General features: G+C 75.3%; 14 protein-coding genes. 8 read left to right on the top strand and 6 right to left on the bottom strand.

Annotated features, from left to right (window positions below; translation table 11 throughout):
- Positions 1-2: 2 nt before the first annotated feature.
- Positions 3-464, bottom strand: coding sequence for a hypothetical protein (locus tag AC1WTP_RS20535; protein ID WP_481650878.1), 462 nt, complete (start codon positions 462-464; stop codon positions 3-5).
- Positions 464-943, bottom strand: a complete 480-nt coding sequence (locus AC1WTP_RS20530; RefSeq protein ID WP_481650877.1) for a hypothetical protein — start codon at positions 941-943, stop codon at positions 464-466. Before AC1WTP_RS20530 ends, AC1WTP_RS20535 begins: the two co-directional genes overlap by 1 nt.
- Before the next feature lie 44 nt (positions 944-987).
- Between AC1WTP_RS20530 and AC1WTP_RS20525 the strand changes: the two genes are divergently transcribed.
- Positions 988-1,983 (top strand): helix-turn-helix transcriptional regulator, encoded by a 996-nt coding sequence (locus tag AC1WTP_RS20525; RefSeq protein ID WP_481650876.1) that lies wholly within the window; start codon positions 988-990, stop codon positions 1,981-1,983.
- 19 nt (positions 1,984-2,002) lie between these two features.
- On the opposite strand, the gene AC1WTP_RS20520 is transcribed toward AC1WTP_RS20525, so the two are convergent.
- Positions 2,003-2,359 carry a nitroreductase/quinone reductase family protein gene (locus AC1WTP_RS20520; protein ID WP_481650875.1) on the bottom strand — a complete coding sequence of 119 codons (357 nt, stop codon included), beginning with the start codon at positions 2,357-2,359 and terminating at the stop codon, positions 2,003-2,005.
- A 195-nt stretch (positions 2,360-2,554) separates the two neighbouring features.
- Between AC1WTP_RS20520 and AC1WTP_RS20515 the strand changes: the two genes are divergently transcribed.
- Genes AC1WTP_RS20515 through AC1WTP_RS20500 form a run of 4 tightly spaced genes read left to right on the top strand, consistent with a single transcriptional unit; the run spans position 2,555 to position 8,608 of the window.
- A complete protein-coding gene (locus tag AC1WTP_RS20515; protein ID WP_481650874.1) occupies positions 2,555-3,190 on the top strand; it encodes an ATP-binding cassette domain-containing protein in 636 nt (211 codons plus the stop codon).
- Complete coding sequence (locus tag AC1WTP_RS20510; protein ID WP_481650873.1) at positions 3,187-4,458, top strand: extracellular solute-binding protein; 1,272 nt, start codon at positions 3,187-3,189, stop codon at positions 4,456-4,458. Before AC1WTP_RS20515 ends, AC1WTP_RS20510 begins: the two co-directional genes overlap by 4 nt.
- Positions 4,455-6,221, top strand: a complete 1,767-nt coding sequence (locus AC1WTP_RS20505; protein WP_481650872.1) for an ABC transporter permease subunit — start codon at positions 4,455-4,457, stop codon at positions 6,219-6,221. Before AC1WTP_RS20510 ends, AC1WTP_RS20505 begins: the two co-directional genes overlap by 4 nt.
- Complete coding sequence (locus AC1WTP_RS20500; RefSeq protein WP_481650871.1) at positions 6,218-8,608, top strand: tetratricopeptide repeat protein; 2,391 nt, start codon at positions 6,218-6,220, stop codon at positions 8,606-8,608. The genes AC1WTP_RS20505 and AC1WTP_RS20500 overlap by 4 nt, the downstream gene beginning before the upstream one ends.
- Before the next feature lie 37 nt (positions 8,609-8,645).
- Here the strand turns inward: AC1WTP_RS20500 and AC1WTP_RS20495 are convergent, their stop codons facing one another.
- Positions 8,646-9,677, bottom strand: coding sequence for an extracellular catalytic domain type 2 short-chain-length polyhydroxyalkanoate depolymerase (locus AC1WTP_RS20495; protein WP_481650870.1), 1,032 nt, complete (start codon positions 9,675-9,677; stop codon positions 8,646-8,648).
- Between the two features lie 328 nt (positions 9,678-10,005).
- Positions 10,006-10,764, bottom strand: a complete 759-nt coding sequence (locus tag AC1WTP_RS20490) for a hypothetical protein (protein ID WP_481650869.1) — start codon at positions 10,762-10,764, stop codon at positions 10,006-10,008.
- 203 nt (positions 10,765-10,967) lie between these two features.
- Between AC1WTP_RS20490 and AC1WTP_RS20485 the strand changes: the two genes are divergently transcribed.
- The gene (locus AC1WTP_RS20485) at positions 10,968-11,330 is read left to right on the top strand and encodes an ArsR/SmtB family transcription factor (protein ID WP_481650868.1); all 363 of its coding nucleotides are present in this window, start codon (positions 10,968-10,970) and stop codon (positions 11,328-11,330) included.
- Positions 11,327-11,809, top strand: a complete 483-nt coding sequence (locus AC1WTP_RS20480; RefSeq protein WP_481650867.1) for an SRPBCC family protein — start codon at positions 11,327-11,329, stop codon at positions 11,807-11,809. The genes AC1WTP_RS20485 and AC1WTP_RS20480 overlap by 4 nt, the downstream gene beginning before the upstream one ends.
- A 137-nt stretch (positions 11,810-11,946) precedes the next feature.
- Here AC1WTP_RS20480 and pdxR read toward each other — a convergent pair whose 3' ends face one another.
- The gene (gene pdxR, locus AC1WTP_RS20475) at positions 11,947-13,419 is read right to left on the bottom strand and encodes a MocR-like pyridoxine biosynthesis transcription factor PdxR (protein WP_481650866.1); all 1,473 of its coding nucleotides are present in this window, start codon (positions 13,417-13,419) and stop codon (positions 11,947-11,949) included.
- A gap of 66 nt (positions 13,420-13,485) precedes the next feature.
- On the opposite strand from pdxR, the gene AC1WTP_RS20470 reads away from it, so the two are divergent.
- The gene (locus tag AC1WTP_RS20470; protein ID WP_481650865.1) at positions 13,486-14,097 is read left to right on the top strand and encodes a LysE family translocator; all 612 of its coding nucleotides are present in this window, start codon (positions 13,486-13,488) and stop codon (positions 14,095-14,097) included.
- Positions 14,098-14,110 lie beyond the last annotated feature (13 nt).

The raw sequence follows: 14,110 nt of genomic DNA, 5'->3' as shown, positions 1-14,110 counted from the left end.
GGTCAGGACGAACCGCTCCGGGTGAACTCCATGATCCAGTTGGTCTCCCAGGTGCGTTCGCCGTCGGTGGAGAACGCCTGCTCCCAGCGGCACGAGGTCGGGGTGATCGCCGACCAGATGAACCGGCACCGGACCGGGCGGCCCTCGTCGACGTCGTCGGCGTAAAAGGTGCCCACCCCGTCGACGAACCGGCCGACCACCGGCGGCAGCTCCAGCATCCCGCGGTTGCTGTTCATCCAGTAGATCGACCAGGTGCCGGCCACCGGGTCGAAGATCCGCACGGTGGCGCCGGAGAAGCCCTTCGTCGGGAAGGTGATCTCGTCGAAGCTGCCGGCCCCGGCGAAGAAGGTCCGGGCCACCGACAGCCCCGGGAACTCGTCCCACTCGTCGCTGCCGACGTGCCGTTTCACCAGCCGGCGGTTGACGACGTGCCAGGTGCCGACGAAGAAGTCGAAGTCGCCCATCAGCGGCCCACCGGCCCCTCGGCCCGGGTGTCGGCGCGCCAGCCGGCCAGGTCCGGGCGGTCCGGCGCCAGCACGTGCCGGGCCCAGGCGGCCCGCTCGTGCTCCAGCACCCCCAGCTCCCAGATGCAGCCCGCCCAGGGCCGGCGCTGCTCGACGAAGTGGGTCGGGTCGTCGTCCGGGCAGTCCAGGGCGGGCTGGCCGGCGGCGGCGATCCGCACCTCGACCACGTTGTCCCAGGCCCAGCTGTACGCCAGCAGGTAGGCGCCGGTGTCCGCACCCCGGTGCAGCACCACCCAGCCCGCCGCCGGAGTGCCGTCGTCGGCGCCGGTCGGCAGCAGGCGGGGCAGCAGGTCGTAGGCGGCCTTCTCCACCTCCGGCTCGATGCGCCGGTGCGGCTGGTCGATGTGATAGCGCTTGAGCTCCCGGCCGGCGACCGTCACCGGTCCCGGCACCCACAGGTCCTTGTCGCGAAATGCCATGCCGGGACGGTAGGACCACTCCCCTGACAGCTACTGTCAGCAGAGTGCGGGCCAGTCGACTCCTCTCCCTCCTGCTGCTGTTGCAGACCCACGGCCGGCTGACCGCGGCCCAGCTCGCGCAACGGCTGGAGGTCTCGGTCCGCACCGTCTACCGGGACGTCGAGTCGCTGCACGCGGCCGGCATCCCGCTCTACGGGGAGGCCGGGCACGCCGGCGGTTACCAGCTGGTCGAGGGCTGGCGGACCCGGCTGACCGGGTTGACCGCCGAGGAGGCCGACCGCCTCTTCCTCGCCGGGCTTCCCGGGCCCGCCGCCGAGCTGGGCTACGGCGCGGTGGTGGCCGCGCTCCAGCTCAAGCTCCAGGCCGCGCTGCCGCCCGCGCTCGCCGACCGGGCCGGGCGGCTGCGGCAGCGGTTCCACCTGGACACCCCCGGCTGGTACGCCGACGGCGACGCCTCACCCCACCTGACCGAGATGGCGGACGCGGTGTGGCGGGAGCGGCGCGTCCAGGTCCGCTACCGCAGCTGGACCGGCGAGGTTGACCGGGTGCTGGAGCCGTACGGGCTGGTGCTCAAGGGCGGCCGGTGGTACGCGGTGGCCAACCGGCCGGGCCGGGACAGCCCGGCGACCTACCGGATCAACCAGATCCTGGCGCTGACCACCCTCGACGAGGGCTTCGACCGGCCGGCGGAGTTCGACCTGCCGGCCTGGTGGCGGACGCACGTGGTGCGGTTCCGGGCCCGGCTGCACCGCGACGACGCGACCGTCCGGCTCTCCCCGTCCGGCCGGCAGCGGCTGCGGGAGGTCGCCAGCGACGTGGTGGCCCGCGCGGCCGAGAACAACGCCGGCCCACCGGACGCCACCGGCTGGGTGACCACGGTGGTGCCGATCGAGTCGCTCACCCACGCCCACGGCGACCTGCTCCGGCTCGGCGCCGAGGTGGAGGTGCTGGCGCCGGCCGAGCTGCGCGCCATGCTCACGGCCACCGCCGCCGGGTTGGCCGCGCTCTACCCGCCGCGCGCCGCCGATCCGCCCCGCTGAGGCCCGGCCCCGCCGTCGCTCAGCCGAGGGCCACCCGGACGGCGACGTCGCGCTTCGGGTAGTGCCGCTCCACCTGCTCCCGGCCGTACTTCTCGCAGAACATCGCCACGACATGGCCGACCCGGTCGGCGTCGGTGATCGGGGTGGCGGGCGCGCTCACCGCCGTGCCGTTCGCGGCGACCTCGACCATCGGGGTCCTTCGGACGTTCTTGTACCAGTCGCTGTCCGATCCGGTGATCGGCACCAGGAACATGTTCTGTTCCTCCTGCACGAACCACACCGGGTGGGAGATCTGCCGCCCGGATCGGCGGCCGGTGACGGTGAGCTGCACCTCCTCGACGCCGGCAAAGGCGTCCCTCGCCTGCTCGATGCTCACCGTGGCCTCCGTCGACGGTCGATGCTGCTCCTCACCGCCAGGCTAGGCGTCGGCCAGCCGGCCCGGTGCCGGTTCGCCGCAACGCCGCACCGAAGAGTGCGGACCACTCGCCGTCTCCACAAGGGAGGGTGCCGGGGCCGTGGTTGTCGTCGGAGTGTGCCACCCTGGGGGCGACGACTCGGGTCACCGGAGGTGATGGCCACGTTACGACTGTGCGAACTCGTCGCCGTGCCCGCCGTCGCGCCGGTGACCCTCGCCGTCGCCGCCGGCACCACCGTGGCGCTGGCCGCCCCACCCCGGGTCGGCACGGCGTTCGCCCGGGTGGTGGCCGGGCTGGCCGCGCCGCTGGCCGGCACCGTCCTGGTCGGCGGCCGGGACGTCACCGACCTGCCGCCGCTGCGCCGCCGGATCGGGTACGTCCCGGCCGGCGGCGCCCTGCTGCCCCATCTGACCGTGCGCCGCAACATCGCCTACGGCCAGCGCAAGCGGGAACGGGTGCGCGAGGTGGCCGACACCTGGGTGGCGACGGTGGTCGAGCGGCTGGAGCTGGCGCCGACGCTCGACCTGCGCCCGCACCTGCTCTCCGAGGCCCAGCGGTTCCGGGTGGCGCTGGCCCGCGCGATGGCCTGCCTGCCGGAGGTGCTGGTGATCGACCTGCCGGCCGGCACGCCGGACGGGGGACGCCTCACCGACCTGGTCGGGCGGCTCGCCCCGCCGGACGCCCCGGGTGTCGCGGTGCTGGCCTGCACCGGCGACGAGGCCGTGCTGGCCGAGGTCGGCGACCGGGTTGCCGTCGAGCCGGCCGACGCCACCGCGGAGGCGGGCCGGTGAGGCTGCGCCGCCGTACGCTGCTGCGCGCCGCCGCCGCGGCGGGAACCGCGACGGCCGTCACCTCCTGCTCCCGGAACGAGCGGTCGGTGCAGGTGGCGGTGGTGTGGAGCGGCGCGGAGCTGGCCCGGTTCCGGGAGGTGGTGGCCGGCTACGGCGCCCCGGTGCGGGTGGTCAGCGCGGGCAACGACATCGACGCGTTCCTGCGCGCCCGGCACCTCGCCGGCACCAGCCCCGACGTGGCCATCCTGCCCCGCTCCGGGCTGGTCGTCGAGTACGCCCGGCGCGGCTGGCTGCGCGAGCTCACCCCCGCCGCGAGCTACGCCGTCCCGCCCGGGATGGCCGACCTGCTGGTCACCGACGGCCGCCGCTACGGCGTCTGGGTGAAGGCGGCGCACAAGTCGCTGTTCTGGTACTTCGACTCGATGCTCTCCGAGCCGCCCGCCACCTGGGACCAGCTGGTGGCGATCACCCGCCGGCTCGGCGCCCGGGCCCGGGCCGGCACCGCCCCGGCCCCGCTGGCGATCGGCGCCGCCGACGGCTGGGTGCTCACCGACTGGTTCGAGAACGTGCTGGCCGACATCGCCGCGCCCGACTTCTACGAGGCGCTGGCCCGCGGCGAGGCCGACTGGCGCAGCCGCTCGGTACGGGTCGCCCTGGACCGGCTGGCCGAGCTGTGGAGCATCGACGGCGCCTTTCCCGGCGGCGCCCGCCGCGCCCTGCTCACCCAGTACGAGGAGTCGGTGATCCAGGTGGTGCACCACCGCCGGGCGACGATGGTGTTCGAGGGCGACTTCGTCGGCGACGTCAGCGCCCGGTTCCAGCGCGGCGCGGAGCAGCCGGTCACGTTCCGGTTCCCGGGCTCGCGGGTGGCGGACCGCCCGCTGATCCTCGGCGGGGACGCGGCGGTCGCGTTCGCCGGGTCGGCGCGCGGCGCAGAACTGGTGGGCTGGCTCAGCGAAGGGTCGGCGTTCCAGCCGTGGCTGCAGGCCGGCGGCTACCTCTCCCCGAACGTGACCGTCCCGCTGGCGAGCTACCGCGACCCGGTGCGCCGGGCGCTCGCCGCCGAGCTGCAGGGCGCGGAGTCGGTCCGCTTCGACCTCTCCGACCGGCTGCCCGGCCCGTTCACCGGCTCCGACGGGGTGGGGATCTGGCGGATCATGCAGGACTTCTTCGCCGACGTCACCGGTGGGGTGCGGGCCGCCGAGGCGGTACGCCGGGCCACCAACCAGTTGGCCGCGGCGGCCCGGGCGGCCGGAGGCGGCCGATGACCCGGCCGGTGCTCGGCGAGCTGGCGGTGCTCGACGACGTCGGGCCGCCCCGGCGCGGCCGGGCCTATCCGGCGGCGGGGGCCACCTCCGCGCTGCTGCTGCCGGCGCTGCTGCTGCTCGGCGGGCTGGTGGCCTGGCCGGTGCTGCGGACGCTGCACGCCAGCGTGTTCACCGACGGCCGGTGGGTCGGCGCGGCGCACTTCCGCGCCGCGTTCGCCGCGCCCGGCACCGCCGCGGTGGTGGGTCGCACGGTGCTCTGGGCGCTGGTGGTGCCGGCCGTGGTCACGGTGCTGGGCTACCTGCTGGCCGCCGCGTCCCGCCGCTCCCAGGAGGGCGGGCTGGTCCGGCTGATCCTGGTGGTGCCGACCGCGCTGCCGCTGGTGGTCACCGGGGTCACCTTCCGGCTGCTCTACGACCCCGATCCACAGCGGGGGCTGGCCACCCTCCTGCTGGCCCGGCTCACCGGCCGCTCGGCGGACCAGGTGCCGCAGCTGCTCGGCCCGGGTCTGGTCACCGTGGCGCTGATGTCGGCGTTCGTGTGGGCCTGGGTCGGGCTGGCCGTGCTGGTGTTCCGGGCCGCCCTGGACGCGGTGCCGCCCAGCCTGGCCGACGCGGTCCGCGCCTTCGGCGGCAGCCGGCGGGACGTGCTCTGGGACGCGCAGTGGCGCCCGCTGCTGCTGCGTACCGTCGCGGTGGTGTTCGCCCTGGTGGCGCTCGGCACCAGCCGCACCTTCGACCTGATCCTGGTGATGACGCCCGGTTCGGTGCGGGACGAGGCGTCGGTGCTGGCGCTGCGGGTCTGGCAGACCTCCGGCGGCACCACCACCGGCGAGGGCGCCGCGCTCGGCGTGATCTGGCTGGTGGCCGTGGTGGCCGGGATGCTGGTGGCCGCGCTCTTCGTCCGCCAGTCGTGGCCGCCGCCGCGGGATCCGGCGCCGGCCGAGCCCGACCCGGCGGCGGCCCCGCCGCGCCGGTCCATCCGGCTGCTCGCCGCGGGCGCCGCGCTCGCCTGGCTGGTGCCGCTGGGCGTGCTGCTGGCCACCTCACTGCACAAGCCGGTCGACGCGGCGGCCCGCGCCTGGTGGTCGAGCGCGCCCAGCCTGGACTCCTACCGCCAGCTGGCCAGCGGCCCGGAGCTGTGGCGCACGCTGGGCTTCACGCTGGTGCTGGCCACCGTGGTCACCGCCGCGGTGCTGGGCATCGCGCTGCTGGCGGCGTACCCGCTGGCCTGGTTGACCGGGCCGCCCGCGCAGGCGACCGGGCTGCTGCTGATGGCCGCCAGCGTGGTGCCGGTCCAGGTGATCGCCGGTCCGGTCAACGAGGTGCTCGGCGTGGTGCTCTCCTCCGGCACCGCCCGCGGGCTGGGGCTGGTGCACGTCGCGCTGGGCATCCCGTTCGCCGTGCTGGTGCTGCGCAACGCCTTCGCCGACCTCCCCGCCGAGCAGGTACGCGCGGTGCGGCTGGGCGGGCGGCACTGGTGGAGCACGCTGCGGCTGCTGGCCCGGCACAACCGCCCGGCGGTGGTCGCGGTCGCCGTGCTGGAGTTCGTGCAGGTGTGGAACGACCTGGTGGTCGGCCTGCTGTTCAGCGGCCCCGGCGCCGCGCCGCTGGGGCTCTTCCTGGCCGGCCAGACCCGCGGGTTCGTGGTCAACAGCGGGGTGCTCGCCGCCGGGTCGGTGGTCGCGTCGATCCTGCCGGTGCTGCTGGTGGTGCTGGCCCGCCGGCAGCTCGTCGCCGGGCTGGTCGCCGGGGGCGTCCGGTGACCCGGCCGGGTGGCCGGTCCCGCGGGCCGGGGCGGCTGAGCGTGCTGCTCGCCCTCGGCGGGGTGCTCGGCGGCGGCGTCAGCGCGCTGCTCGGCAACGTCGCCGGCAACCTGCTCTCCGAGCTCTCCGTGGCGGTGCTCGGCTCGGCGAGCGTCGGCGTGGTCGTGCTCGGCCTGCTCGCCTCGTTCGTCGTGGAGTGGCGCCGCCGCCAGCGCGAACAACTCGCCGAGCCGGACGCCGAGACGCCGGCGGCCGCCGGCACGCCGACGCTGCCCTACCAGGGCACCTTCACCGGGCGCAGCGACGACGTGGACGCCATCGTCGACGCGCTGAAGCGGGAGCACGCGGTGGCGGTGGTGGGGCGCCGGGCCGTCGGCACCTCCTGGTACGCCATCGAGGCGGCCAACCGGTGCCGGGCGGACTTCCCGGACGGCCAGTACCACCTGGACCTGCGCCGGGGCGGCCGCCGCCACCCGCCCCGGCAGGTACTCGCCGCGCTGGCCCGGATCCTGGGCACCCGGCCGCCGGCCTCCGGTCGCCCGGACGACCTCGCCGAGGCCGCCGACGAGCTGCGCGGCCAGCTCGACGGCCGGCGGATCCTGCTGGTGCTGGACAACGTCGACGACGCCGCCCAGGTCCGGCCGCTGCTGCCGCCGACCGCCCACACCTGCCGGCTGCTGCTGGCCGGCACCGGGGCGCTGGCCGCGCTGGACGCGGTCGGGGTGGTGGCGCACTGGATCGGCGAGCCGGACACCGACGACGCCGTCGACCTCTTCGCCACCGCCGGCGCGGCGGCGCCGGCGGCCCGGCCGCACCGCCCGGACCCGCGCACCGACCCGGCGGTCGGCAGCATCGTCGAGCTGTGCGGGCGGCAGCCCCGTACGGTGGCGGAACTGGGCCGGCGGACCGCCCAGCACGGCTGGCGGCACGCCGACGTGCTGGAGGCGCTGCGCCGGGCCGTCGAGACTCCCCCGCACCAGGAGATCGACGCCTCACCGGCGACCCTGCTGGTGACCGCGCGGGACGCCGCCTACCACGCGCTCTCGGCGGAGGCCCGGCGGCTGTGGCGGTTGATGTCGCTCAGTCCCGCCCCGGTCGACCGGCCGACCATCGCCGCGCTCGCCGACCGGCGGCCCGACCGGGTCGCCGCCCTGCTGGACGAGTTGGCCGCCGGGGCGTTCGTGGTCGGCGCGCCCGGCGACCGGTACGAGGTGCGGCCGCTGCTCGGCGCGTACGCCCGGCTGCACCTGCGCCGGGACGAGCCGGTGCGCCGGCGGGTGGCCGCGCAGGCCCGGCTCACCCGGCACCTGGCCCGGCGGGCGGAGCGGCACGTGGCGAGCCTGGCGGTGGCCGCGTCCACGCTGGACCGGGACCGGCCACTGCCCCTGGACGACGACCCGTACGGCTGGTTCGACCTGCACCAGGAGCTGCTGCTCGCGGTGGTCAAGGTGCCGGCGGGCGCGGCGGAGACGCTGCCCCGGCGGGTGCGGCGCTGGTGGTTCCGGCTGGCGGTGGCGCTGTGCGGCTGGCTCGCCCACGTCGAGCGGCTGGACGAGTGGGACGAGGTGTGCCGCACCGTGCTGGCCACGCCGACCGCCGACGACCGGCCGGAGATCGCCGGCTGGGCGCACAACGAGCTGGGGGTGCTGCGCCGGCGCCGGCACGACCCGCAGGGCGCGGCGACCGCGCTTACCCTGGCGGTGGCGGAGCGGGGCCGCCGGGGCACCGCGCAGGCCCGGATGAACCTCGGCCTGGTCCTGCTCGACCTGGGCCAGCTCGACGACGCGGTGGAGCACCTGGAGCTGTCCCGCCGGCACCGCTCCGGCGCCGACCGGGCCGGGCACGCGCTCACCCAGCTCGGGCTCGGCGCCGCCCAGCTCGCCCGCGGTGAGCTGGAAGTGGCGCACCACCACCTGGTGCGCGCGGCGAACACGTTCCGCTCGCTCGGCGACGCCCGGGGCTACGCGGCGGCGCTGACCAATCTGGTGCTGGTGCACGCCGAGCTGGGCGAGCACCTGGACGCGGCGCAGTCGTGGCGGGCGGCGCTGCGCGAGTACGAGTCGGTGGCGGACCCGACGAACCGGGCCGCCGCGCTGCTCAACGCCGGCGCCACGCTGCTGGGCACCGCGCCCGGGCAGGCCCGGCAGGCGTACGAGATGCTGGCCGAGAGCCAGCGGTTGCGCGAGGGCGGGCGGGCCACGGCGGGGCTGGGCCGGACGCTGCTCTACCTGGGCGACGCGGCGGCGCGGCTCGGTGACCGGGACGAGGCGCGGCGGCACTGGGTGGACGCGGCGGCGGTGTGCGAGGCGGTACGGGACGCCGAGGGGCAGGCCGCGGCGGACGCCCGCCTGGCCGGGGTGGACGCCCCCGCCGACGAGCACGCCTGAGCGGGGGCCGGCGGCCCCGCCCCGGGTGTGCGGTGGGTCAGCCGTCCAGCCGGCGGACCATGTTCATGATCGTCTCGACCTGGGCGCCGCCCTTGATCGGGTAGTTGCTGGCGCCGAGGTAGCCCCACCAGTCCCAGCAGCCGTTCGGGTTGGTGCCCGCGGTGGCGGCCTGGGGGTAGAGCACGATCAGGTTGTTGGTGTCGGCGTACTGGTTGAGGTTGGCCCGGTCCACGAACGCCGTGCCGACCGAGCCGTACGCCTGGAGGCAGCCGTGCAGTGCGACCAGCAGCCGGCAGGACTGGCCGGCGGCACACGACGAGGGCACGTACGCGAAACCATTGGCGTCCATGCTCAGGCCGGGGGCCCAGCCGTTGGTCGCGTGGGTGTTCTGGCTGAACCGGATGAGGGTGCCGCCGAGCGCGCCGGTGTTCGGCGCGTTGACGCTGCCCAGCAGCTTGCGCAGGAGGGCGTTCTGCGGGTCGGTGCCGCAGTTGTTGAGGAACGGCGAGGCGGTCGCCGTGCACCCGCGGGTCCCGTACGGGGTGACCCAGGCGTGGCCGGCCGACGAACCGCTGTCGTACTGCACGCTGGCGCCGAAGTGCTGGTAGTAGCGGACCAGGTCGTCGGTGACGGACTTCTTGACGGTGGTGTCGTTGGTGCCGTGGAAGACGTACACCGGGTCACCGGAGAGGTTGCCCACCGGGTCGACCCAGCCGTACGAGGCCCAGCTGCGGGTGTACGTCTGGAGGGCGGACAGGTTGGTCGGGTACTGGTTGTCGCCGCAGCCGTAGAGCGCCTGGGCGACGTTGTTCTGCGCGCAGTAGTACGGCCCGGCGGCGAAGACCGCCGCGCCCCGGATCCGGGACGAGTAGGCGACGTGCAGTTGGGTGGCCATGTAGCCACCGGAGGAGACCCCGGCGACGTACACGCCGGAGACGTGGTAGGCGCGCAGCGAGCCGGCGACCGGCGGCTTGGTGGACGGGTCGGCGGCCTGGGCGGGGGTCGCGGCGGTCAGGGTCAGCAGCAGGGCGGTGACCAGGGCGGCGGTGGCCTTCAGCGGGGTCTTCATGACGCTCTCCCGGGTCGGTGAGCGCCGGCGGTGGTGTCGGCGTGGCCAGACGCTAGCGTGACATCGAGCACACCGGATATGAGCGGGACCGACACGTCGGGCGGCGCCGCGATGTGGGCCCGACCCATCCGGGGGCGGCTCCGCGCCAGCCCACTCGGCCAGGGCGGCCAGCCCGGCAGGGGCTGCCCCGAGCCCGCGCGCCCGGGCAGCGTCGCCATGCCGAACACCCGGTCCAGCCGTCGTCGGCCACCGCCCGGCCCACCGCGACGACATCGTCACCGACGAGTGGGCGTCCAGGGGGCTTCCCGCTACCGGCATGCCCCCGCCGCTACCCGGCATCCAGCAGCCGGCGGATGGCGTCGGTGATCACCCGGTCGGCGGTGAAGCGCTCCTCCAGCCAGGTCAGCGTGACCGTCGCCGCCTGTCGGTTGCGCTGGTAGCCGGGCACCATCGCGGCCAGCGGAAGCAGCTCCGGCGGGTACGCCTGCTCCACCCGCCGGCTGGCGTCGAACGGGTCGCGGCGGTGCCCGGCGTCGGGACAGGTCAGGTTCAGCAGCGCGATGACCCGGTCGACGGCGTACGACTGGATGAACCGGGCCGCGGTCAGCCGCTCGCCACGCAGTTCGCGAAGCAGGCCGACGTAGAGGTTGGTCAACGCCTCGTTGAGGTGGAACTCGACGGTGTCGAAAACAGCCCCGGTCGGCGGGGGTCCGCAGTCGACCAGTCCGGCCGGCGCGTCGGCGCGCTGCCAGACGATCCGGGCGCCGGTGAACGGCAGCCGGGCCAGCTCGTCGAGGGTGAAGATGGCGTACTCGACGAAGATGCCGTCGGCGTAGAGCGCCTTCCGCCCGTTGCGGTCGTTGGCGAAGCTGTACGCCACCGGGCAGGGTGCGCGCAGCCAGTCGACGGACTCCAGGTAGCGGGGCTTGGCGTGCGCGTCGACCACGACGAAGAAGTCCAGGTCGGAGTAGTCGTCGAGGCGGTCGTGGTCGGCGCCGGCGGAGCCGAGCCCGAGCAGCGCGATCACGTCGGTGCGGCTGGCGAGGTGGGTGGCGAGGTCGTCCAGCCGCCGCAGCGTCGGGTGCATCACGTCGTCCCTTCGTGGAGAGTCGACGTTTCAGCCCGCGCGGCCCGACTGGCCGCCGAGGTCGCGACACCGATGCCCCGATGCTGGCCAGCGAGCCCGGGCGTGTCAAGCGGACGCCCTCCCCCGCAGGTCCTGACTGCGCCGCCGGGGACCAACTCACTTAGGCATTGACCTAACCGACCTCTGCCCCCATACTTAGGTACATGCCTAAGCGAGTCGACGGTGGGGACGGGGTGGTCGACCCGACGCTGGACGGCGTGTTCCACGCGCTGTCCGATCCCACCCGCCGTCGGGTCGTCGAGCTGCTCGGCCGGGGGCCGGCGACCACCAGCGAGCTGGCCCGTCCGTTCGACATGGCGCTGCCGTCGTTCACCCAGCACCTGAGCGTCCTCGAGCGCGCCGGCCTGGTGACGTCGGAGAAGAAGGGGCGGGTGCGGACCTACCGGCTCGCGCCCGAGCCGCTCGAGCGGATGGACACCTGGCTCGCCGGGCAGCGCGCCCTGTGGACCCGACGCCTCGATCAACTGGACGCACTTCTCTACCACCTGAAGGAGCAGCAGCAATGACCACCTACAACGCGAACCCCGACCTCGACCTCGTCCTGGAGCGCACCGTCGACGTCGCCCCCGAGCTGGTCTGGAAGGCCTGGACCACGCCCGAGCTGATCGTCCAGTGGTTCACCCCGAAGCCCTGGTCGACCACGTCCTGCGAGCTGGACCTGCGGCCCGGCGGCAAGTTCAACACGGTGATGCGCTCCCCGGAGGGCGAGGAGTTCCCGAACATCGGCTGCGTCCTGCTGGTCGAGGAGAACTCGACGCTGGTGTTCACCTCGGCCCTGGGCCCCGGGTTCCGCCCGCAGGTCACCGAGGAGGGCTTCCCGTTCACCGCGGTCGTCCACATCGAGCCCGCCGGCAACGGCACGAGGTACACCGCCACCGCGATCCACGCCGACGCTTCGGCCAAGAAGGCGCACGCGGAGATGGGGTTCATCGACGGCTGGGGCGCAGCCCTGGACCAGCTGGTCGAGGTCGCGAAGGGCCTCTGACGGACGCCCGGGTGCTCCTGGGCGAACGCGGAGCCGTCACGCGCCGCGGGGCCCGGCACCCCGCGGCGCCGACGCTCGGGGGCTGTCGAACAGGATGCCCTCGCCGACTCCGGGGCACGAGAACCGCCGGAGCCTCGCTACCCACGCAGCACGGCGGCGACGGTGGCGATGCCCTCCTCGATGGCCGTCGCGGTGTTCGCCGCGTACCCGAGGACCAGGCCGGGCCGGTGTTCGCGCTGGCAGTGCCAGGACAGCGGCTGCACCTTCACCCCGCGCTCCAGCGCCGCGGCCGCCACCTCGGTGTCCGGCACGTCGCCGGCCAACGTGACCATCAGGTGCAGCCCGGCCGCCGCCCCGTGCACGGTCGCGCCCGGCAGATGCCGGGCCAGAGCGGCGATCATCGCGTCCCGCCGGCGGACGTGCCGCCGGCGCAGCATCCGGAGCTGGCGTTCCAGCGCGCCGGAGGTCATCAGCTCGGCGAGCACCAGCTGCGGCAGCACCGCGTTGCCCAGGTCGGCGTTGCGCTTGGCGTCCACCACCGCATCCCGGTAGCGCGGTGGCACCAGCAGCCAGCCGACCCGCAGCGCGGGCGCGAGCAGCTTCGACACGCTGCCGGCGTAGCAGACCTGGTCGGGCAGGAGCGCCCGCAGCGCCGGCACCGGCGGGCGGTCGTAGCGGTGTTCCGCGTCGTAGTCGTCCTCGATGACCAGCCCGCCGGCCCGTGCCCAGGAGACGAGCTGCCGGCGGCGCTCGCCGTCGAGCACCACGCCGGTCGGGAACTGGTGGGCGGGGGTGAGCATCACCGCGCCCACGCCGCTGGCGGCCAGCTCGTCGACCCGCAGGCCGCCGGCGTCGACCGCGACGGGCGGGGTGTCGACCCGCCAGTTGTTCAGGTGCTGGCGTACCCCGAGCGAGCCAGGGTCCTCCACCGCGATCCGGGTGACGCCGTGCGGGCGCAGCGCCTGGGCGAGCAGGCCGAGCGCCTGGGAGACGCCGGTCGTGACGATCACCTCGACGGGATCGGCGGCGACGCCCCGGCTGCGGGCCAGCCAGGCGGCGACCGCGCCGCGCAGCGCGGGCGTCCCGCGCGGGTCGCCGTAGCCGAAGTCCGACGCGGCCAGCTGCCGCAGCACGGTCCGTTCGGCGCGCAGCCAGTCCGCGCGCGGAAAGGCGGCCAGATCCGGTACGCCGGGCGTCAGGTCGATCCGCGCGGGTGCCGTGCGTACCGCGTCGAAGATGTCGGTGCCCGGGGCGCGCGGGAAGAGCGTGGCCGGCGCGGGCGCGGAGATCGGCGGCGGCGCGGGCGGCGCGGCCGGGGCGGCGACCACCACGGTGCCGGCGCGCCCCCGGCCGGCGACCTGGCCGTCCTCGACCAACCGCTGGTACGCCTCGGTGACCACGCCCCGGGAGACGCCGAGGTCGGCGGCGAGCACCCGGGTGGCGGGGAGCCGGCCGCCGACGGGGAGCCGCCCGCCGGCGATGGCCGCGCGGAGCCGGGTGGCGAGCCAGTCGGCTCGTCCGCCGGGCGGGGCGTCGGCGATGTCCAGGTGCAGGAAGTCCGACCCGGCGGTTATGGACCTCTCGGACGGCCGTGGTTTGGCCCTGCTCATCGGGCCATGATGGCAGCAGAGTGGGGCTCTGGAGGAAGCACCCACCCACTTGTCGGAAGGACGATGATGACCGTCGCGTTCCTGGTCACCTCGCTCGTCGTGATCGCCACCCCGGGCACCGGCGCGCTCTACACGCTCGCCGCCGGGCTCGGCCGGGGCCCCCGGGCGGGGCTGCTCGCCGCCGCCGGTTGCACCCTGGGCGTCGCCCCGCACCTGGCGGCGGCGGTCACCGGGCTGGCCGCGCTGCTGCACTCCAGCGCGACGGCCTTCCAGGTGCTCAGGTACGTCGGGGTGGCCTACCTGCTCTACCTGGCCTGGGCGACGTGGCGGGACCGGAGCGGGTTCACCGTCGACCCGGCGGACCCGGCCCCGTCGGCCACCCGGGTGATCACGGTGGCGGTGCTGTCGAACCTGCTCAACCCGAAGCTGACCATCTTCTTCTTCGCGTTCCTGCCGCAGTTCGTCCGCGCGGGCGAGCCGGACCAGTTCGCCCGGATGCTCGGGCTGGGCACGGTGTTCATGCTGCTCACCTTCGTGGTGTTCGGCGGCTACGGGGTGCTCGCCGGCGCGGTGCGCGACCGGGTGCTGGCCCGGCCGGCGGTGACCCGCTGGCTGCGCCGGGGCTTCGCCGGCTCGTTCGTCGCGCTCGGGCTGCTGCTGGCCCGCGCCGAGTCCTGAGCGGGGAGCTGAG

Source organism: Micromonospora sp. R311 (assembly GCF_056780015.1).
Note: the sequence above shows the minus strand (reverse complement) of the source record. Positions and strands in the feature narration are given on the sequence as shown.